The sequence below is a fragment of the Citrobacter werkmanii genome, assembly GCF_008693645.1.
Taxonomy (GTDB): Bacteria; Pseudomonadota; Gammaproteobacteria; order Enterobacterales; family Enterobacteriaceae; genus Citrobacter; species Citrobacter werkmanii.
The window spans coordinates 1,921,463-1,941,157 of the sequence record NZ_CP044101.1 but is presented as its reverse complement, the minus strand read 5'-3'; the positions used below and the strand labels follow the sequence as shown (position 1 = coordinate 1,941,157).

The 19,695-nt window shown below is 49.6% G+C and carries 19 protein-coding genes; 11 read left to right on the top strand and 8 right to left on the bottom strand.

Going from position 1 to position 19,695, the window contains the following annotated elements; all coding sequences use genetic code 11:
- Positions 1-17 precede the first annotated feature (17 nt).
- From FOB24_RS09810 to FOB24_RS09795, 3 genes are all read left to right on the top strand, one after another.
- Complete coding sequence (locus FOB24_RS09810; protein WP_048233329.1) at positions 18-1,715, top strand: DUF4041 domain-containing protein; 1,698 nt, start codon at positions 18-20, stop codon at positions 1,713-1,715.
- A gap of 82 nt (positions 1,716-1,797) precedes the next feature.
- A complete protein-coding gene (locus FOB24_RS24640) occupies positions 1,798-2,850 on the top strand; it encodes a phage integrase (protein ID WP_048233327.1) in 1,053 nt (350 codons plus the stop codon).
- Positions 2,851-3,047: 197 nt separating this feature from the next.
- Complete coding sequence (locus FOB24_RS09795) at positions 3,048-3,845, top strand: SDR family NAD(P)-dependent oxidoreductase (protein ID WP_150344839.1); 798 nt, start codon at positions 3,048-3,050, stop codon at positions 3,843-3,845.
- A 13-nt stretch (positions 3,846-3,858) separates the two neighbouring features.
- Here the strand turns inward: FOB24_RS09795 and FOB24_RS09790 are convergent, their stop codons facing one another.
- On the bottom strand, positions 3,859-4,773 hold the full coding sequence (locus FOB24_RS09790) for a DMT family transporter (RefSeq protein WP_150344838.1): 915 nt from the start codon (positions 4,771-4,773) through the stop codon (positions 3,859-3,861).
- A 102-nt stretch (positions 4,774-4,875) separates the two neighbouring features.
- Between FOB24_RS09790 and FOB24_RS09785 the strand changes: the two genes are divergently transcribed.
- On the top strand, positions 4,876-5,790 hold the full coding sequence (locus FOB24_RS09785) for a LysR family transcriptional regulator (protein ID WP_150344837.1): 915 nt from the start codon (positions 4,876-4,878) through the stop codon (positions 5,788-5,790).
- Between the two features lie 5 nt (positions 5,791-5,795).
- Here FOB24_RS09785 and FOB24_RS09780 read toward each other — a convergent pair whose 3' ends face one another.
- Entirely contained in the window at positions 5,796-6,344 is a 549-nt protein-coding gene (locus FOB24_RS09780) for a TetR/AcrR family transcriptional regulator (RefSeq protein ID WP_069323233.1), read from the bottom strand.
- Between the two features lie 85 nt (positions 6,345-6,429).
- On the opposite strand from FOB24_RS09780, the gene FOB24_RS09775 reads away from it, so the two are divergent.
- From FOB24_RS09775 to FOB24_RS09765, 3 genes are all read left to right on the top strand, one after another.
- Positions 6,430-7,638: an MFS transporter gene (locus tag FOB24_RS09775; protein ID WP_150344836.1), complete on the top strand. Its 1,209-nt coding sequence runs from the start codon at positions 6,430-6,432 to the stop codon at positions 7,636-7,638.
- Positions 7,638-8,453 (top strand): Cof-type HAD-IIB family hydrolase, encoded by an 816-nt coding sequence (locus FOB24_RS09770; protein ID WP_087857578.1) that lies wholly within the window; start codon positions 7,638-7,640, stop codon positions 8,451-8,453. Before FOB24_RS09775 ends, FOB24_RS09770 begins: the two co-directional genes overlap by 1 nt.
- Positions 8,454-8,561: 108 nt before the next feature.
- Positions 8,562-8,843 carry a hypothetical protein gene (locus FOB24_RS09765; RefSeq protein WP_085049175.1) on the top strand — a complete coding sequence of 94 codons (282 nt, stop codon included), beginning with the start codon at positions 8,562-8,564 and terminating at the stop codon, positions 8,841-8,843.
- 27 nt (positions 8,844-8,870) lie between these two features.
- On the opposite strand, the gene FOB24_RS09760 is transcribed toward FOB24_RS09765, so the two are convergent.
- On the bottom strand, positions 8,871-10,103 hold the full coding sequence (locus FOB24_RS09760; protein ID WP_150344835.1) for an MFS transporter: 1,233 nt from the start codon (positions 10,101-10,103) through the stop codon (positions 8,871-8,873).
- A gap of 296 nt (positions 10,104-10,399) precedes the next feature.
- Here FOB24_RS09760 and ybjG point away from each other — a divergent pair, with 296 nt between their 5' ends.
- Both ybjG and deoR read left to right on the top strand, forming a co-directional pair.
- A complete protein-coding gene (gene ybjG, locus FOB24_RS09755; protein WP_038639201.1) occupies positions 10,400-11,008 on the top strand; it encodes an undecaprenyl-diphosphate phosphatase in 609 nt (202 codons plus the stop codon).
- Between the two features lie 63 nt (positions 11,009-11,071).
- Positions 11,072-11,830: a DNA-binding transcriptional repressor DeoR gene (gene deoR, locus FOB24_RS09750; protein ID WP_085049174.1), complete on the top strand. Its 759-nt coding sequence runs from the start codon at positions 11,072-11,074 to the stop codon at positions 11,828-11,830.
- A 48-nt stretch (positions 11,831-11,878) separates the two neighbouring features.
- Here deoR and dacC read toward each other — a convergent pair whose 3' ends face one another.
- Positions 11,879-13,081 carry a serine-type D-Ala-D-Ala carboxypeptidase gene (dacC, locus tag FOB24_RS09745; protein WP_032940149.1) on the bottom strand — a complete coding sequence of 401 codons (1,203 nt, stop codon included), beginning with the start codon at positions 13,079-13,081 and terminating at the stop codon, positions 11,879-11,881.
- Positions 13,082-13,410: 329 nt separating this feature from the next.
- Between dacC and FOB24_RS09740 the strand changes: the two genes are divergently transcribed.
- A complete protein-coding gene (locus FOB24_RS09740; RefSeq protein WP_121528818.1) occupies positions 13,411-14,037 on the top strand; it encodes a glutathione S-transferase family protein in 627 nt (208 codons plus the stop codon).
- 5 nt (positions 14,038-14,042) lie between these two features.
- Here the strand turns inward: FOB24_RS09740 and FOB24_RS09735 are convergent, their stop codons facing one another.
- Entirely contained in the window at positions 14,043-15,140 is a 1,098-nt protein-coding gene (locus tag FOB24_RS09735; protein WP_150344834.1) for a PQQ-dependent sugar dehydrogenase, read from the bottom strand.
- A gap of 102 nt (positions 15,141-15,242) precedes the next feature.
- Positions 15,243-15,626, bottom strand: coding sequence for a biofilm formation regulator BssR (gene bssR, locus FOB24_RS09730; protein WP_038639191.1), 384 nt, complete (start codon positions 15,624-15,626; stop codon positions 15,243-15,245).
- A gap of 220 nt (positions 15,627-15,846) precedes the next feature.
- Between bssR and FOB24_RS09725 the strand changes: the two genes are divergently transcribed.
- Positions 15,847-16,773: a LysR family transcriptional regulator gene (locus FOB24_RS09725; protein ID WP_121528816.1), complete on the top strand. Its 927-nt coding sequence runs from the start codon at positions 15,847-15,849 to the stop codon at positions 16,771-16,773.
- Between the two features lie 31 nt (positions 16,774-16,804).
- Here the strand turns inward: FOB24_RS09725 and glgP are convergent, their stop codons facing one another.
- Positions 16,805-19,255 carry a glycogen phosphorylase gene (glgP, locus tag FOB24_RS09720; protein WP_150344833.1) on the bottom strand — a complete coding sequence of 817 codons (2,451 nt, stop codon included), beginning with the start codon at positions 19,253-19,255 and terminating at the stop codon, positions 16,805-16,807.
- Between the two features lie 52 nt (positions 19,256-19,307).
- A complete protein-coding gene (locus tag FOB24_RS09715) occupies positions 19,308-19,493 on the bottom strand; it encodes a glycine cleavage system protein T (RefSeq protein WP_223851239.1) in 186 nt (61 codons plus the stop codon).
- Between the last annotated feature and the right edge of the window lie 202 nt (positions 19,494-19,695).

Genomic DNA, 19,695 nt, shown 5'->3' with positions numbered 1-19,695 from the left:
AATAAAAGGACTTAGAAATGGATTTATTTCTTATAATAGTATTATTTTTAGCATTATCCTCGCCCGTCTTGGCTATTATCTTGTACAAAATAGCCAAGAAAAATAAGTTAACCGTCACAAACTTATCATTAGAGAATGATAACTTAAAAAAAGAAAGAGACTCTCTAACAAATCAATTGATCGAGTCCGATAAAAAAATAGCTCAAGCTATACGTGAGCACTCTGAGTTAGAAGGAAGAGCTGCCCCCCTATGGCAATATGCAGAATTACACAGCGCGGTACAGGATGCAGAGAAAAAGATTAAGACAGCCGACTCTATAGCTAAACAGAAAATAGAAGCAGCTCAAATAATGGCAGCTAAAACAGTAAACGAAGCACATAATCAAGCTCAGCTCACAATAAGCAATGCAAATAGCGAAGCAATAGCTATCACCAAAGACGCTCGCGATGCACGCTTGAAAGCCAAAGAACGCCTTGATAATGCAAACAGTAAAGCGAATGAACTGATCTCAAATGCTAATGATAATGCAGTAAAAATAATTTCAAATGCTGAAGAAAGGGCAAAGGAGATTGCTGGGTCAGCTTATGAAGCGAAAGAATTTGCAGAAAGATATGAATCCGTTGCCAAATCAATGAAGAATAAAATTGATGGCTATGGGGATGAATGGATAATTCCTAATCGCAGTGTACTTGATGAGTTGGCGGAAAATTATGAGTTTACAGATGCAGGTAAGGAGTTGAAAAAAGCTAGAGAATTAACAGATTCATTAATAAGAACTAATAAAGCAGCCTCGTGTGATTATGTTGAACAGAATAGACGCACTACTGCAATCAACTTTGTTTTGGATGCTTTCAATGGAAAAGTAGACACTATTCTATCAAAAATAAAACATAACAACTTCGGTAAACTATCCCAGGAAATAAAAGATGCCTTTCAGCTAGTTAATTATAACGGTTCTGCATTTAGGTCGGCTAAAATAAGTGACATATATCTTCAAGCACGACTTAATGAACTAAAATGGGGTGTTGCAGTTAATGAAATTATGCTTGAAGAGAAAGAAGAACAAAGAAGAATTAAAGAACAACTTCGCGAAGAGGAAAGAGCTCGCAGAGAGTATGAAAAAGCAATAAAAGAAGCTGAAAAAGAAGAAAAAGCCATTCAGCAGGCCATTGATAAGGCGACCAAAGAATTAATGCTCGCTGGAGAAGAGCAACGCTTAGTTCTCGAACAGAAATTGGCTGAATTACAAGCTAAATATGAAGAGGCTGAAGCCAAAAACCAGCGAGCTATTTCAATGGCACAGCAAACACGCTCAGGCCATGTTTATGTTATTAGTAACATCGGTTCCTTCGGCGAAAATGTATATAAAATTGGGATGACACGCCGCCTTGAGCCATTGGATCGCATTCGTGAACTTGGCGATGCCAGTGTGCCATTCTCATTCGATGTACATGCAATGATCTACAGTGATGATGCTCCATCATTAGAAAACCACTTGCATAAAGTATTTAACGACAAGCAATTGAACAAGGTTAACTCACGCAAAGAGTTCTTCAATGTTGGCATAAAGGATATTAAGTCTACTATTGAAAACATGAACATTAATGCACATTGGACAATGTTTGCAGAAGCTAAAGAGTATAGAGAGTCTTTAGCCATTGAGAATGCGCGCAACGCAGTAACAGAAGAAAACGAAGAACTAATCGTTGCATAGCATGTATGATTTACGTTAATCATACATTGACCACTGGTTGAATATACAGTTAAATTTAGCCCTCAGACATGAGGGCTTTTTTATGGCAGTACGTAAACTCGACACCGGAAAATGGATTTGTGAATGCTACCCTGCCGGACGCAGCGGGCGTCGTGTGCGTAAACAGTTCGCTACCAAAGGCGAAGCATTAGCTTTTGAGCGTCACACGATGGATGAGGCAGAAGCTAAGCCTTGGCTGGGTGAATCGGTAGACCGTCGAACTCTGAAAGACGTGGTTGAACTCTGGTTCAAACTGCACGGCAAATCCCTGACAGCTGGCGAGCATGTTTACGACAAATTGGTCCTGATGGTCGATGCACTCGGAAACCCTCTCGCAACCGATCTCAGTTCCAAATTGTTCGCGCACTACCGCGATAAACGCCTTACAGGGGAAATCTACTTTAGCGACAAGTGGAAGAAAGGTGCCAGCCCGGTAACTATCAACCTTGAGCAAAGCTACCTTAGCGGCGTTTTTAGCGAGCTGGCCCGACTAGGTGAATGGACAGCGCCCAACCCGCTGGAGAACATGCGCAAATTTACCATCGCAGAAAAGGAGATGGCCTGGCTGACGCATGAACAAATTACTGAGCTTTTGTACGACTGCAACCGCCAAAGCCCCCTGCTCGCTCTGGTCGTTAAAATCTGTCTGAGCACCGGAGCACGCTGGCGCGAGGCAGTGAACCTCACTCGCTCTCAAGTTACAAAGTATCGAATCACGTTCGTCAGGACCAAAGGCAAAAAAAACCGCAGCATTCCTATCAGCAAAGAGTTGTATGAGGAAATCATTGCCCTGGACGGCTTCAAGTTCTTTACTGACTGCTACTTTCAGTTTTTATCTGTGATGGATAAAACTTCCATCGTGCTTCCTCGCGGGCAGCTTACCCACGTTCTGCGCCACACGTTTGCAGCACACTTTATGATGTCAGGTGGGAACATCCTTGCCCTCCAGAAAATCCTGGGTCACCACGACATAAAAATGACCATGCGCTATGCTCATCTTGCGCCTGACCACCTTGAAACCGCCCTGCGCTTTAACCCGTTGGCTACGTTGCCAAGTGGCGACAAAGTGGCGGCAGCGGCTGGCAATACCCCGTAATCGTCACTTCTCATCACCAAACTAACTTATTGATTATCTTGCAACTCATTGTTTTCACTAACCCATTTACATAAATGGGTTTTTTGTTGCCTGAAATTTGCTATCCCCCCCTTCTCCCCGCCATCCCTCCAAAATTTGCAGCACGCCGGTTATGGCACATACTTTTAATCGGTGCTTAAAGGTGACGGGAGTTTACTATGTTGCTTACTGGAAAGGTTGCGGTGATCTTCGGCGGCAGCGGTGCTATTGGTAGCGCGGTTGCACAGGCGATGGCACGCGAAGGTGGCCATGTATGCCTGGGCGCGCGCTGTCAGGAAAAGCTTGATTGGGCGGCCAGTCGCCTGCGAATGGCGGGGGGTACCGTCGATACGTTTATCACCGATGTGCTCGACGAGCACGACACCTCAACACAAGTTACCCGCCTGGTACAGCAAACCGGTGGAATTGATGTGGTGGTTAACGCGACCGGCTTTATGCATGAACAGGGCAAGCGCATCGACGCATTATCCCTCTCTGAGTTTATGAGTGGTATCACCCCTTTCCTTGCGGCGCAGTTCAATATCGCAAAAGCCGTAACGCCGCACATGGGCGGCAATCGAGCTGGCGTCATTCTCACCATCGTTGCGCCCGCCGCCCCGATGGCGATGCCCGGGCATCTCGGCCATATCGTCGGCTGTGCAGGGACAGAAGCGTTTATTAAAGCGCTTGCCAGCGAGACGGGACCAAAAAACATTCGTGTCGTCGGCGTGCGCTCGCATGCGATTGTGGATGCGGTAGCGGCCGGTTCCTATACCGGGGAGATTTTCACCGCGAAAGCGCAGTCAATGGGTTTAACCGTCGAACAATGGTTAGGCGGTGCGGCACAAGGCACCATGATCGGACGCCTGCCTACGCTGGCACAAATCGCTGAGATTACAACCTTTCTGACTTCAGACCATGCCGGAGCAATAACCGCCACAGTAGTAAATATTACCGGGGGCGCAACTGTAAGCTAATTTACTCGCTTTTTTACGCCGTGCGCTGCTGCGAGCCTTTTTTTGCACTCGGGCGGGAACACAATGCTATACCGCACATAATAACCAACGCGCTCACCAGATGATATGAATGCAGAGTGACGTGCAAAAACATAACGCTAAATAATCCGCCACTCAGTGGGATCAAGTGTGAATATATCTCTCCGCGGGTTGCGCCAATGGCGCTAATCCCTTTGTTCCATAACAGATATGACAGCCAGGAAGGAAAAATAACAAGGTATGCCAGCCCAGTAATAACGCCTGTATTGGCATAGCTATCCCAGCCCGGCATACCATTGCGCATCAGCTCCACAGCCAGTACCGGAATAAGCACCATCGCACCGAGCAGCGCGCTCACGGCGACAAAGGCGTTTCCCTTCACCTCACGCGGTTTAATGCGCAAAAAAGCACAATAAACAGCCCAACTTACCGCCGACCCCATGGTCCAGACATCGCCCTGATTCAGATGTGCAAATACCCGCGCGTGTATCATATCGCCCTGCGACACCAGCCAGATAACACCAACAGTACTCAGGATCACACCGGCTATATTTCGCGCAGAAATCCGCTCTTTAAAAAAGAACTTATTGATTAACAGAACGAGCGCCGGGGTGGTGGACATATAAATCGCCGCATTGAGCGAGGTTGTATATTGCAGGCCGATATACAGCGTTAAGGGAAAAAGAACCTGACCACAAAGCGCGAGGAAGACGATAGTACCAAAGGATTTTTTTATCACCGGCCATTGATCTGCGACCTGACGAAAATAGAGCGCCATCAATAATAACGCGGTAAATATCCAGCGTGCCGCTGATAAAACAATGGGATCAACTTCAGCGACCAATAGATGACCAATCACATAATTTCCACCCCAAAAACAGGCAGCCAGACTGAGTAAAAGATAGGGCATAAATGCGCCTTATTGTCAGTTGTACGGTATGACCACAAGGCTACGGCGGCGTGAAAATGAATGCTAATATAACGTTTTTATCCATGTGCATAGATTAAAACTATGAAATTTACGCTAAGGCAACTTGAGTTTTACATCGCACTTGCAGAAACATTACAAATTTCCAAAGCTGCTGCGCGCTGTCATATTTCTCAGTCATCAATGACTATTGCCATGCGGAATCTGGAAGAAGCATTAGACGTGCAGCTATTTGTACGTTACCCCAAAGGGGTGAAGCTCACCGCCGAGGGCGAGCGCTTTCTGGCACATGCCTGCAACATCATCAACAGTAGCCACTCGGCTGTTGACGACCTGCATGACAGGAGTGAAATTCTTACCGGCACGGTGCGCATAGGCATTGCCGAAACGCTCTCTGCTTATCTTATCCCGGATATACTCAACGATATTGAACGACGTTTTCCTTTGCTGGAGATCGTGTTTTATGAAGCTACAGCACCGGAACTGGTACAGGCGCTCCGGGAACACAAGGTCGATTTTTGTCTGCTTCTGACCTCAAATATCAGCCATGATAACGACCTGGAGATCGAAACATTTATTCGTTCACAGCGCCGCCTGTGGACGTCTATTGGGCATCCGCTACAGAGCCAGGCATCGATCCGTTTAAAAGACGTCGAGAAGCTTCCATTTTTACTGCTGGAAACCGATAAGTACCCTGACGTAATCATCGATTACTGGCAGCAGCGTGGCTATACGCCCAATATCAGTTTTCGCAGCAACTCTTTTGAAGCCATAAGAAGCCTGGTTGCAAAAGGCAGAGGCATAACCATTTTATCCGACCTGGTGTATCGCCCGTGGTCACTGGATGGTCTGCGCGTTATGCACAGAACGATTGATGATTTTATTACTTATATGGATGTCGGGACGGTAAAAATAGCCGCCCGACCATTGACGCCAGCGGCGATGAAAGTCATCGATTTTTTACGTCAGGCCGTTACCCGCCTCGACAAACCATTTTGATAATGTTATCTCTGCGGCAATCCGGCAATACGCTCCACCATCACCAGAATATCCTCCCGCGACAGCGGTTTTTTGTCGGTGACAAAATGCAGCGTCATTCCTTCGAGAAACGCATCCAGCGCCCGCGCAGTTACCGGTTCAAACCATTGTTCCAGCGTTTGTTGACTGCGTAACATCCAGTTTTGCATCACCATTTTCAACGTCGGTTTGCGACTGGCGAAAGCATACAGCTGGTACATAAGTTCCATATTATCGGGCGTCGTAACCTGGGAGCTGTAAATCATCTCGGTAATGGCATGGCAGGCTGCCTGCGCATCCGCAACGTCGGCAAAAAAAGCCTGATACTGCTGAGACATTGTGTCAGTAAAGCGCCCGAACGCCTCCATTAAAAGCTCATCTATTCCTGAGAAATAATAGGTCATTGAACCCAGCGGCACCCCGGCAATCATGGCGATTTTTCGATGCGTAACCCCATGGACACCGTAGGCTATTACCGCCTCCAGGGTGGCCTGAACTATCTTTTCCCGCCGTAGCGGATCGTTCGCGCGTCGCACTGCATTTCCTCTCCTTGCATTTGTGTACAAATGTACACAGTCTTGCTAATGTTGTCTTCTTCCCTCTTTTCTTTGGCTCGAATTCATGACTGGCATCTCATCACGCAAAGCCTTAAGACGTCGCACCTGGGCGCTTTTCACGTTTTTCTTTTTACCCGGATTGCTAATGGCTTCCTGGGCAACGCGTACTCCTGCCATCCGAGATATCCTCTCCATCTCCACCGCCGAAATGGGCGCGGTATTGTTTGGACTCTCAATTGGTTCGATGAGTGGCATTCTTTGTTCGGCCTGGCTGGTGAAACGATTTGGCACGCGTAAAGTGATCCGCACCACCATGTCCTGTGCAGTCCTCGGGATGGCTATCCTCAGCGCAGCGCTCTGGTTGCATTCCGCATGGCTTTTCGCGTTTGGCCTGGGCGTGTTTGGCGCCAGTTTTGGCTCGGCGGAAGTCGCCATCAACGTCGAAGGCGCGGCAGTTGAGCGCGAAATGAACAAAACCGTGCTGCCGATGATGCATGGTTTTTACAGTCTGGGAACGCTGGCGGGTGCCGGGGTCGGGATGATGCTTACCGCCTTCAGCGTTCCAGCGACTTTACATATTTTACTGGCGGCAATGGTGGCAATCACGCCTATCTTTATCGCCATCAAGGCCATTCCAGACGGCACGGGCAAGAATGCCTCTGACGGCGCTCACTCCAGCGAAAAAGGCGTGCCTTTTTATCGCGACATTCAGTTGCTGCTGATTGGCGTCGTAGTGCTGGCAATGGCGTTTGCTGAAGGTTCGGCCAACGACTGGCTGCCACTGCTAATGGTGGATGGCCACGGGTTTAGCCCGACATCAGGCTCGCTGATTTATGCTGGTTTTACGCTGGGGATGACCGTGGGTCGATTCACCGGCGGCTGGTTCATCGACCGCTACAGCCGCGTCGCGGTAGTGCGTGCCAGCGCGCTGATGGGTGCACTTGGCATCAGTCTGATTATTTTTGTCGATAGCACATGGGTCGCGGGTGTTTCCGTTATTCTCTGGGGGCTTGGCGCATCGCTCGGCTTCCCGCTGACCATTTCAGCCGCCAGCGACACCGGTCCCGATGCGCCAACCCGCGTCAGCGTTGTGGCGACCACCGGCTACCTGGCGTTCCTGGTAGGGCCGCCGCTGCTCGGCTATCTGGGTGAACACTACGGCCTGCGCAGCGCTATGCTGGTGGTGCTGGCGCTGGTGCTTATCGCCGCCATCGTCGCGAAAGCGGTGGCGAAACCGGATCTCAAAAATACCCCTGTGATGGAGAACAGCTAATGAGCATCAAATTAATTGCGGTCGACATGGACGGCACTTTTTTAAGCGACCAAAAAACCTATAACCGTGAGCGGTTTATGGCGCAATACCATCAGATGAAAAAACAAGGCATCCGTTTTGTCGTCGCCAGCGGCAACCAGTATTACCAGCTCATCTCCTTTTTCCCTGAACTGGCCAATGAAATCTCATTTGTCGCTGAAAACGGCGGTTGGGTAGTCAGTGAAGGGAAAGATATTTTTAACGGTGAACTGGCAAAAGACGATTTCAAGGCCATCGTGGATCATCTGTTGACCCGTACGGACATCGACATTATCGCCTGCGGTAAAAACAGCGCCTATACGCTCAAAAAATACAGCGATGAGCATAAATCCGTTTCCGCCATGTACTATCATCGTCTTGAGTTTGTAGATAATTTTGACAATCTCAACGACGTTTTTTTCAAATTCGGGCTGAATATTTCAGACGACCGTATCCCGCAGGTGCAGGCCGATCTCCATGAGGCAATTGGCGATATCATGGTACCGGTGCATACCGGCTACGGCAGCATCGATTTAATTATTCCAGGTGTGCATAAGGCAAACGGTCTGCGCCTGCTGCAACAACGCTGGAATATTAGCGACGACGAGGTTGTTGTGTTTGGCGATGGCGGAAATGATATTGAGATGCTGCGTCAGGCGGGATTTAGTTTCGCAATGGCCAACGCTCACGAACCGGTTGTCCAGGCGGCAAAATATCGCGCGGGATCGAACAATGAAGAGGGTGTGCTGGATGTTATCGACCGCGTATTAAAAAACGAAGCGCCGTTTACGCATTAACGCCTCAGCACAGACGGCAACAAAATGATGATATGATCTATTCATAATCCGCCTCAAATTAACTCCACTGGATTATTACCTCCGGTGATTACTTCAGGCGAGCGGATCATGAAGAAAAGTGTACTGATGGCGACATTGTTGCTGGGCTTTACCGGAACAACATTTGCGCAAAGCGTTACCGTGGATGTGCCAAGCGGTTATAAAGTGGTGGTCGTGCCCTCTTCCGTCAGCGTTCCGCAGGCGGTCAGCGTGACGACCGCGCCGCAAACGGTGTATGTTGCGCCGGCACCTGCCCCGGCCCCGGTCTATCGCGCGCATCCTTATGCGCGACATGTTGCCAGCGTAGGTGAAGGGATGATCATCGAACATCAGATTGACGATCACCACTAAGTTTTGCGAAGCCCGGGCAACCGGGCTTCAGCCTTCCCGGGAATTCCCTACCCGTTTATCTTTCAGAAAGATAACCATCAATATCAGCCACAGTACGCCGCTTGCCAGATTAAACAGGCTGAACAAGCCGTTTCCTCCCAGCAGATAAGCATGTTTGCTCAACTCAATACCGACGGTAAAAATCAGCATCTGCAACATGCCCATGGCGGCAGAAACCGTACCCTTACTCATTTCACTGGCAAACAACGTCAGGCGGACCAGCCCCGCATTCGCCACGCCAATGCCAAACGCATAGATACTCAAACCCGCCGTCATCCACAAATACGCATGGGATGACACCACCGTGGCCGCCGCGGCAATCACCAGCCCGACGGCGATAGGCCAGCCACCCATGATAATCAGCGAACGCACGGTCTTGCGCGAAGTCAGACGCGCCAGCACCAGGTTACCGGCAATCAGCGCCCCAAAAATCGGCACCTGCAACAGGCCATATTCGTAACTGCTGAGGTGTTCTCCGCTGATGATAATAATCGGCGACTGGGCAATCCACGCCAGTAACGGCAGGCTGACAAAACCCAACGCCAGCGCGCCGGCAACAAAACGCCCATTTTTTAGCACCAGCTTATAATCTTTACCCAGATCTTTAATGGACAGTTTTTCACCAAGCCGGGTCGCCGTTTCCGGCATCGCGCGTTGCAGGCCAAAAAAGGAGATAGCTGCGAGGGCGGCAAACAGGATAAACATCCCTTCCCACGGCAGAACATGCACCCAGGCCGCGCCAACTAACGGTCCCAGCAGCGGCGCAATCAGCGCCACGTTTGCCATCAGCGCGGTAATTTTAATGCATACCGCTTCGTCAAAAGATTCCTGAATTGCGGCGTAACCTACCGCGCCGATAAAGCACAGGCTTATCCCCTGCAAGAAACGCAGAAAGGTAAATTGCTCAATATTCTGTGCCAGCAGAGTCGCAAGGCAGGTCACGATGAACCACAGCACACCGGTTAACATCACCGGGCGACGACCAATACGATCCGACAGCGGTCCTAACAGCCACTGTAAAAACATGCCACCCGCCAGATAGGCAGTCATGGAAGTGGGTACCCAGTCTAATCCGGCCTGATATTGCTCCACCACCGCCAACATTCCAGGTTGGATCATATCGTTACCGATATAAGTAGAGAATTCGTAAAGCACCAGACAGAGAGGAAAAAGTAATGCCTGACGCCCCAACCGGGCGCCTGAAGATAAACGGTTTTGCATGCAGTCTCTTAGGAAAGGAAAAAACGCGCAAAGTGTAATAAATGCGCCGTACCGGTGATAGTGAATTATGTGATTTGAAAGCAAAATGCGCACATTTTTACATTCATTTGCTCAAGAACATTTTGCTTTAAGGTTAATTTAAGTTGAGGCCGCTATCATGCTCAATAAGTCCCATTAATTGTCTTAAAAATAGTCATTTAGCAGACAAATAAGACAAGACCGCTTTTTATCCTGTAACAGCAATTTTATGCTCTCCCCCTATGGGCCTTTTAACAATTACACTGAGTCTGGACGTTATGCTGGAAAATCTGAACAACTCGCTTTTTTATCTCATCAATGCCACGCCGGACTCTGCGCAATGGGCTATCTCGCTCGCCATATTTATTGCCAAAGATTTAATCAGCATTGTCCCGCTGTTAGCCGTTATTCTCTGGCTTTGGGGACCGCGCGCTCAGGTTACTCTCCAGCGCCAGTTGGTCATAAAAATGGCGATAGCGCTGGCAGTCGGCCTGACTATTTCATGGCTGATGGGGCATCTGTTCCCCCACGATCGTCCGTTCGTTAACCACATTGGGTACAACTTCCTCCACCATGCGGCGGATGACTCTTTCCCGAGCGATCACGGCACGGTTATCTTTACTTTTGCTCTGGCTTTCCTGTTCTGGCATCGTCTGTGGACTGGCGCGCTGCTGATGGTTGTCGCCGTGGCGATTGCATGGTCGCGCGTTTACCTTGGCGTACACTGGCCGCTGGATATGCTGGGTGGATTCCTGGCTGGGCTGATCGGCTGCCTGAGCGCCCAGATGATCTGGCAACGGTTCGGCGCCACCCTATATTTCGGCTTGCAGACCTGCTATCGCACCTGTTTCGCTCTGCCCATCCGTAAAGGCTGGGTGCGTGACTAACCCACGGTAAAAAGAGTAGTATTAGGCGCAATACGAGCACTTATACTACTCTCCAGGGGAACTATGGAAACTCGACGCGACGAGCGTATTGGTCAGTTGCTACAGGCGCTGAAACGCAGCGATAAATTACACCTCAAAGAAGCCGCGACGCTGCTGGGCGTATCTGAGATGACCATTCGTCGCGACCTGAATAATAACAATGCGCCTGTCGTCTTGCTCGGGGGCTATATTGTTCTGGAGCCCCGCAGCGCCAACCACTATTTAATCAGCGATCAAAAATCCCGTCTGGTTGATGAAAAGCGCCGTGCCGCCCAGCAGGCGGCGAGCCTCGTACAGGCGCATCAGACCATCTTTTTCGACTGCGGCACGACCACGCCGTGGATTATTGAGGCTATCGACAATGACCTGCCTTTCACCGCAATCTGCTACTCGCTAAATACGTTTCTGGTATTGCAGGAAAAACCGCAGTGTCGCGTCATTCTGTGTGGCGGGGAATTTCATGCCAGTAACGCCATCTTCAAACCGCTCGATTTTCAGGAAACACTGAATAATCTGTGCCCGGATATCGCCTTTTATTCCGCGGCAGGCGTGCACATTGAGAAAGGCGCGACCTGTTTTAATCTGGAAGAGTTAGCAGTAAAACACTGGGCAATGTCGATGGCGCAGCATCACGTTCTGGTGGTCGACCACAGCAAGTTTGGGAAGGTACGTCCTGCGAGGATGGGGGAATTAAAACGTTTTGATACCATCATCAGTGATAGCCGCCCCGACGATGAGTTTGTGGAATACGCTAAGGCGCAACGCATAAAGCTGTTGTATTAGGTGATACTGCCGGACAGCGATAGTAGCGCCATCCGGCAATCGGTTAGATTAAGAGAACCAACCGCCAAACCACTGGTGGAACTTCATCATCACAAAATCCCACATCCGGCTAAAGAAACCACCCTCTTCCACCGCTTCCATCACCATCAACGGACGTTGCTCGATAGATTTACCGTTCAACTGGAAGTCGATAGTCCCCACAACCTGCCCCTTTTTCAGCGGCGCGGTTAACTGTGGCTCGGTCAGCGTAAAGCTGGCTTTCAGGTTCTTAAGCTGACCGCGCGGGATGGTAACCGAACCCGCTTCCCCGGCACCCAAATTGACTTCGCTCTTATCGCCAAACCAGACGCGCTGAGTCACGAAGGTGGCATCCGGCTTGATCGGCGTAACGGTTTCAAAGAAGCGGAAGCCCCAGGTCAGCAGCTTTTCGGATTCATTAAAACGGATACGGTCGGTTTTTGCTCCCAGCACGACGGAGATCAGGCGCATATCCCCCTGGGTCGCGGAAGCGACGAGGTTATAACCTGCGCCCGCTGTGGTACCGGTTTTCATTCCGTCCACGTTCAGGTTGGTGCTCCACAACAGACGGTTGCGGTTCGGCTGGCGAATTTTATTAAAGGTAAACTCTTTCTCTTTGTGAATAGCGTACTCTTCGGGCACATCGTGGATTAACGCCTTGCCAAGCAACGCCATATCACGCGCGGTACTGAACTGCCCTGCCGCATCCAGGCCATGCACCGTCTGGAACGTGGTATTGGTCAGTCCCAGCTTTTTCGCGTAACCGTTCATCAGACCGATGAAGGACTCCTGGCTCCCGGCAACGTAATCAGCGAGTGCGATACAGGCATCATTACCAGACTGAATGATAACGCCTTTGTTCAGATCGGATACCGCAACCTGATCGCCAGGTTTGAGGAACATAACCGACGAACCGCGCAGGGCCGGATTACCGGTCGCCCAGGCATCTTTGCCCACGGTGACCATGTCGTTGAGATTAATTTTTCCGGCCTTCAGCGCCTGACCGACCACATAGCTGGTCATAATCTTGGTCAGACTGGCAGGATCCAGTTTCTCATCAGCATTACCTTCCGCCAGCACCTTGCCGCTGGCGTAATCCATCAGGATCCATGCACGCGCGTCCACGCTCGGAGGAGCCGTGGGTTGCTCCGCCGCCTGTACGGTCGGCGCCAAAAGGATTAAGAGTGCAGAACCTGCAGCAAAGCTGCGAAGTGAAGAGAAGTATTGCGTCATAAATGCCACCCGAGTATCCATTCTAAAAAACCACGTCATACCACACCGTGTTTACACAAAACTGGCCAGACAACCTCGGCCAACCCATTGCAGAAAAAGTCTGATGGATGACGTGTAAAATAAGTGCGGTGAGTAATAACGCACTAACGAGCTTAAAGAAACCGTAAGTTGGTAAAGTTTTTAAAGTTTATGCAATAACGCCGCGCAGCGCTGCCCCTGGCACGATTTTTTTAGACGTTGTTGCGTAAATATTAGGTTTACCCCACCATGTGAGCGAGTCAGAGGGTATCTGCAGCCATGAAGCTGCTCAATTAATTTGCGGGGTTACTATGATTACACTGTGGGGTCGCAATAACTCGACCAACGTAAAAAAAGTATTGTGGACGCTTGAAGAACTGGAACTGCCGTATAACCAAATTCTGGCGGGCGGGCAGCATGGCGGTAACCGCGACGCCGGCTATCTGGCGATGAACCCGAACGGGTTGGTCCCACTGCTACGCGATGATGAAACGGACGTTGTCCTGTGGGAATCCAATACTATAGTCCGTTATCTGGCGGCTCAGTACGGACAAAATCGCTTATGGATTGACGCCCCGGCCGCGCGTGCTGTCGGCGAAAAATGGATGGACTGGGCGAACCAGACGCTGAGTCCTACGCACCGGGTTATCTTATTTGGTCTGGTCAGAACGCCGGTCGATCAGCGCGACATGGCAGCCATTGAGGCAAGTACTCAGGTTTGCGATAACCTGTTTGCTATTCTGGATAACGCGCTGGCGGACCAGCCGTGGTTCTCCGGAGCGGAATTCGGCACGGCGGATATCGCCATTGCGCCATTCGTCTATAACCTGTTCAACGTTGGTCTCACCTGGACCCCGCGTCCACACCTGGAACGCTGGTATCAGCAACTGACTGAACGCCCGGCATTTCAAAAAGTGGTAATGATCCCGGTCAGCTAATCAGCTCAGGGACTCACTTTCAATAATTCCCCGTCGGACTCGTCGGTTAACACGTACAAATAGCCGTCTGGTCCGACGCGCACATCGCGGATCCGCTGCCCTCTATCCTGTAAAATGCGACCATCCTCCGTGACCGCATTCCCTTTGACGCTCAGCACGATCACCTCTTTATCTTTCAATGCGCCAATGAATAACTTCTGCCGCCACTGCGGGAAGGTATCGCTATGATAAAAAGCCATCCCGCTGACCGCCGGTGACTTTTCCCAGTAAAAGATGGGTTGCTCAGTACCCGCAACAATTTGGCCTTTTGCTTCGGGAATTTTGAGACCACTATAGTTAATCCCCCAGGTCGCGATCGGCCAACCGTAGTTTTTGCCTCTTGCGGGGATATTGATTTCATCGCCTCCGCGCGGACCATGCTCATTGAGCCACAGCGCATCGCTCCATGGATTCATCGCCATACCTTGTGGATTACGGATGCCATACGACCAAATTTCTGCCCGCACCCCCGCCTGATTCACAAACGGATTATCCGGCGGTGTTTTGCCCTCGTCGGTCAGACGTACCACCTTGCCCTGCAATTTATCCAGATCCTGCGCGGTTGCACGTTGGTTATTTTCACCCAGGCCAATAAACAGATAGCCATGGCCATCAAACACCATGCGCCCGCCAAAATGGTTTCCGGTTGAGAGCTTCGGCTGTTGGCGAAAAACGGTCTGGAACGCTTGCAGGTGTTTGAGATCGTCGCTCAGGCGTCCGTAACCTACCGCCGTGCCGGCTTTACCTTCACTGTCGGCTTCAGCAAAGCTGAGCCACACTCGCCGGGATTGTGCAAAATCAGGCGCTAACGCCACATCCAACAATCCTCCCTGACCATTCGCCCAGACTTTAGGTACGCCGGTCAGCGGGTCGGAAAGCCCCTTATCAGGTTGCCAAAGTCGAAGCTGACCGCCTTTAAGGGTAATTAATATACCGCGATTATCGGGTAAAAAAGCCAGCGACCACGGGTGATCAAGTTTGGTTTGCAGCACCTCCACCTTTACCGCGGCGGCATAAGAGGAAAATAGCGCAAGTGGGATAGCACAGAGAAAGAGTCGACGCATAACACCTCCTTAATGGCTCTGCATAAAGCGTAGCCAGCAGGGGGAATTACCCCTTCACATTTACATAATCTTAACGAAAAGGGGGAGCGCCCTCCCCCTGATTCAGACGTGTTCCAGCGTTGGATAAGATTGCAAACACTGGATGCTCAGCGTCAGCGTTGTCAGGCAGTTTTCCAGTTTATCTGCGTTAACGGCAATAAAAGTTGGACAATCGTGATGTCCACTCATAAGACAAACAGCGGCGGCGGCTAACGCCCCTTCAGCACGATGAAGGGCATTCCACTCTTCCTGATCAAGATGCATACCGTGAAGCTGTGATTGCTCGTGCAATTCGCGATTCAGCACAAAAAAATTATCACGCAGACGATCGCTCTCGCTGACTGACATGTAGCCTTTCGCTTTTCTCAACAGCAGATAAGCGGCAAGTTCGATACGGGCGTTTATCAATTTGTTGAGAAGATCGGTTCTCAGTCTGTCAACAACCATACTTTGTTCCTCCTCTTTCCAACCATGGTGCAACTTAATAGTATGGTTGTTTTTTGAACAAATAGATGTCCTACATCAACAAAGCTCAATTGATTAACATAATTTACAATGTTACAACTCCAGGCGATGCGCTTAGCGAAAAGAGTCAGTTTCCCGCTGGCATGACATTTTTTGCTATACCTGATGTGATTACTGCCGTAGTGCTGATTATGAGGGGTCTATGTCGAAAGCAAATGATGCAGAGAAAATTCGCACGCTCTCAAAAATTGATCTCAATCTGCTGACGATTTTCTGTTTGATCTATAGCGTAGGCAGTATCTCCCGAGTCGCAGATATGTTGAATATCTCACCCTCTGCCGTCAGCCAGTCCTTGAGAAAACTGCGCGAAATGATGGGAGATAATCTGTTTGTCCGCAGCGGAAATGCGCTGTTACCGACGGTCTACTCTGATGAGCTTTATGATAAAACGATCCCTATTATCGACAAACTGTCGTTGCTGATGCCGCTTTCCACGCCTGCCGCCAAAAAAAGGCTAACGCTCTATACGGAATCCTTTATTTCCCCTATCGTCATTCCCGACGTTACCGCGAGGATAATCGATACCGACGCCGATATCAGTCTCTTGCATCTCACCGCCGACCTGAATGAACAGAGCATTATTGAGTTATTAAATATGCGCCAGGCGGATGCCATTTTTTCAACTTTTTCCGTTGAGTCAGCAAGCCTTTCATGCCAGAAAATATGCGATATGCGCCTGGTACTGGTAGCGTCGCAGAATAACGATTTATACGGTAGTTCCATTAGCGAAGCACAATTCAGAAACGCGAACCTGGTGGGTTATAATACCAAGAATGAAAAAATCATTTACCATCGCAGTATTGTGGATAAAAAATTCAGATCCGGGGATCGCTGCCTGCTGACCTCATCATTTACGGCGATACTGACGATTGTGTCCAATACCCATTGTATAGGTGTGATCCCGGAAAAGGTATTTGCAACACATGCTCATCTGTATGGGCTGAAAAAAATAAACACGCCGTTTCCCCTGCCGCAATTTAGCGTGTTTGCTTCATCGCGCAAAGACAGCAATACCCATAAGATCCTCTCCCCCATTCTGGCCGATTTGCAAACCGCCTCCCTGTTATGAAAACCAGGGAGGCTCAGCGTTGGGAAAATTGCTATACGTGAATTTTAGCTATGCGCCAGATATGGTCGGCATATTCCTGCACCGTTCTGTCCGATGAGAAATACCCCATGTTGGCAATATTGTGCATCGTCCTGGTCGTCCACTCCCGGGGAGTTCGATACAGCTCATCCACCGCATCCTGACAGTTCACATAGCTGCGGTAATCCGCCAACACCTGATAGTTGTCGCCAAAATTGATTAATGAATCCAGCACGTCTCTGTAACGTCCGGGCTCCTGAGGACTGAACATACCCGTACCGATTTGCGTCAGCGCCAGGCGCAGTTCCTCATCATTTTCAAAGAGGCGTCGCGGGTCATAGCCATCGCGTCGTAAGGCTGCAACCTGATTAGCCGTATTACCAAAGATGAAGATGTTATCTTCCCCAACGTACTCGCGCATTTCAATATTCGCACCGTCGAGCGTACCGATGGTCAACGCGCCATTCATACCAAACTTCATATTGCTGGTCCCGGAGGCTTCCGTCCCGGCCAGGGAAATTTGCTCTGACAGATCGGCAGCCGGAATAATTAGCTGTGCGAGACTGACGCTGTAATCCGGGATGAAAACCACCTTCAGTTTGCCGCCTGTTTGCGGGTCATTGTTGACTAACTGCGCCACATCGTTAATTAAGCGGATAATTTGCTTCGCCATATAATAAGACGAGGCGGCTTTTCCGGCAAAAATATTCACCCGTGGAACCCAGTTGGCATCCGGCGCGGCTTTAATCCGGTTATAGCGCGTGATCACATGCAGCACATTCATAAGCTGCCGCTTGTATTCGTGAATACGTTTCACCTGCACATCAAACAACGCATCTGGATTCACCACCACGCCGTAATGGGCGGCAATATGTTGCGCCAGTCGCTGCTTATTTTCATACTTCGCCCGGCGTACCGCCTCATTCACCGTCGGATAATCTATGTATTGCTTTAACTCGCCCAATTGCATTAATTTGGTCCGCCAGCTTTCACCAATATTCTCATCCAGCACATTGGCAAGCGGAGGATTAGCCAGCGCCAGCCAACGCCGCGCCGTGACACCATTGGTTACGTTGGTGAAACGCAGAGGAAAGATACGCGCAAAATCAGCAAACAGAGAGTCGGTCATCAGTTTTGAATGCAACGCCGACACGCCATTTACCTTATGGCTGACAACCACCGCCAGCCAGGCCATGCGCACCACGCGCCCATTAGATTCATCAATCAGCGATACGCGCTGCAACAGTTCACTGTCATCGCGATAGCGCTCCTGTAACGTCTTCAGGAAGCGGTCGTTAATCTCAAAAATAATCTGCAAATGACGCGGTAAAATTCGACTTAACATTTCTACCGGCCAGGTTTCCAGCGCCTCGCTCATCAACGTATGGTTGGTATAAGAAAAAATCTGACAGGTCACGTCAAACGCGTTATCCCAACTAAACTGGTGATGATCGATCAACAAACGCATCAGCTCAGGGATCGCCAGCACCGGATGCGTATCATTGAGGTGGATAGCGATTTTATCGGCCAGATTATCGTATGTGCGGTGCAACTGATAATGTCTGCTCAGGATGTCCTGAATCGTGGCCGAGGCCAGGAAATAGGCCTGGCGTAAACGCAGTTCTCGCCCTGCATCAGTCGAATCATCCGGGTACAAAACTCGCGAGATCCGCTCGAAGTGATATTTGTTTTCCACTTCCGTAGCAAAGTCTTCCTGCTGATTCAGTTTGCCCGCATTGACCTCACTATTTACCTGAACGTTCCACAACCGCAATGTATTGGTGGTGTCCGTCGCATAGCCGGGAATAATCTGGTCATGGGCCACCGCCAGAATATCTTCAGTTTCTAGCCAGCGGGTTTTATTCCCTTCTTGTTGCAGTCGCCCGCCAAAGCGCACTTTATAATGCGTATTATGACGTTTGAATTCCCACGGATTACCATATTCTAACCAATAGTCCAGCGACTCTTTTTGCACGCCATCGACAATATTTTGTTTAAACATACCGTAGTTATAGCGAATGCCGTATCCGCATCCCGGCAGGCCAAGCGTTGCCAGCGAATCAAGGAAACAAGCCGCCAGTCGTCCAAGGCCGCCATTCCCAAGTCCGGGATCATTTTCCTCGTCAATCAGCTCTTCCAGTTCCAGCCCCATTGCCTCAAGCGCGCTTCTGACTTCGTCGTAAATACCTAACGAGAGCAACGCATTAGACAGCGTACGGCCAATTAAAAATTCCATCGACAGATAATAAACCTGGCGCGCATCCTGAGAGAATTGTGCCCGATTAGAACGGTGCCAGCGCTCGACCATTCGATCGCGTACCGCATATAACGTCGCATTAAGCCACTCCCGTTTCGTGGCGATGGCGGGATCTTTGCCAATAGTAAATAAAAGTTTATTAGCAATATCATCTCTCAGTTTATCAACATCAGAGTCCGCCGCGAGCGGCAGTGGCGAAATATACATATTAACGTTACCTTTCAAATTTTGCAGGATGGGTAATAGACAGGTGAATTATTTAAACTCCGGGTTTGCGAGCGTCAGTTTTTTGCCGAATAATTTCATGACTGGCGATAAACGTTAATTCTGTCATTAATGCACGCCAACTTAAGCCTGTGGCCAGTGAGATATAATATAAACTCACACCATTAGCATAAAGAGTTTTAGCCATTTCAAGTTTCGACTGCAAAACAATATCTTTCAAATTTAACCTCATTAATAACGCTCGACGAGATAAAAATTTACGCTAATTAATTTCTACAGCCAAGAAGTGACACTTAAAGCCGGAATTAGACTCGCTAAACACCTTCCGCTAACCGATCCACTATTTATAGGTATTGGTCTTTATTCTCCCGGTCTTATGCCGATCAGATATAGATGTACCGTGACGGCATCTGTATAATCCC

Bases quoted from the DNA above. Each gene is read 5' to 3' on its own strand.
- FOB24_RS09810 (WP_048233329.1), top strand. From the start codon at position 18: ATGGATTTATTTCTTATAATAGTATTATTTTTAGCATTATCCTCGCCC.
- FOB24_RS24640 (WP_048233327.1), top strand. From the start codon at position 1,798: ATGGCAGTACGTAAACTCGACACCGGAAAATGGATTTGTGAATGCTAC.
- FOB24_RS09795 (WP_150344839.1), top strand. From the start codon at position 3,048: ATGTTGCTTACTGGAAAGGTTGCGGTGATCTTCGGCGGCAGCGGTGCT.
- FOB24_RS09790 (WP_150344838.1), bottom strand. From the start codon at position 4,773: ATGCCCTATCTTTTACTCAGTCTGGCTGCCTGTTTTTGGGGTGGAAAT.
- FOB24_RS09785 (WP_150344837.1), top strand. From the start codon at position 4,876: ATGAAATTTACGCTAAGGCAACTTGAGTTTTACATCGCACTTGCAGAA.
- FOB24_RS09775 (WP_150344836.1), top strand. From the start codon at position 6,430: ATGACTGGCATCTCATCACGCAAAGCCTTAAGACGTCGCACCTGGGCG.
- FOB24_RS09770 (WP_087857578.1), top strand. From the start codon at position 7,638: ATGAGCATCAAATTAATTGCGGTCGACATGGACGGCACTTTTTTAAGC.
- FOB24_RS09765 (WP_085049175.1), top strand. From the start codon at position 8,562: ATGAAGAAAAGTGTACTGATGGCGACATTGTTGCTGGGCTTTACCGGA.
- FOB24_RS09760 (WP_150344835.1), bottom strand. From the start codon at position 10,103: ATGCAAAACCGTTTATCTTCAGGCGCCCGGTTGGGGCGTCAGGCATTA.
- ybjG (WP_038639201.1), top strand. From the start codon at position 10,400: ATGCTGGAAAATCTGAACAACTCGCTTTTTTATCTCATCAATGCCACG.
- deoR (WP_085049174.1), top strand. From the start codon at position 11,072: ATGGAAACTCGACGCGACGAGCGTATTGGTCAGTTGCTACAGGCGCTG.
- dacC (WP_032940149.1), bottom strand. From the start codon at position 13,081: ATGACGCAATACTTCTCTTCACTTCGCAGCTTTGCTGCAGGTTCTGCA.
- FOB24_RS09740 (WP_121528818.1), top strand. From the start codon at position 13,411: ATGATTACACTGTGGGGTCGCAATAACTCGACCAACGTAAAAAAAGTA.
- FOB24_RS09735 (WP_150344834.1), bottom strand. From the start codon at position 15,140: ATGCGTCGACTCTTTCTCTGTGCTATCCCACTTGCGCTATTTTCCTCT.
- bssR (WP_038639191.1), bottom strand. From the start codon at position 15,626: ATGGTTGTTGACAGACTGAGAACCGATCTTCTCAACAAATTGATAAAC.
- FOB24_RS09725 (WP_121528816.1), top strand. From the start codon at position 15,847: ATGTCGAAAGCAAATGATGCAGAGAAAATTCGCACGCTCTCAAAAATT.
- glgP (WP_150344833.1), bottom strand. From the start codon at position 19,255: ATGTATATTTCGCCACTGCCGCTCGCGGCGGACTCTGATGTTGATAAA.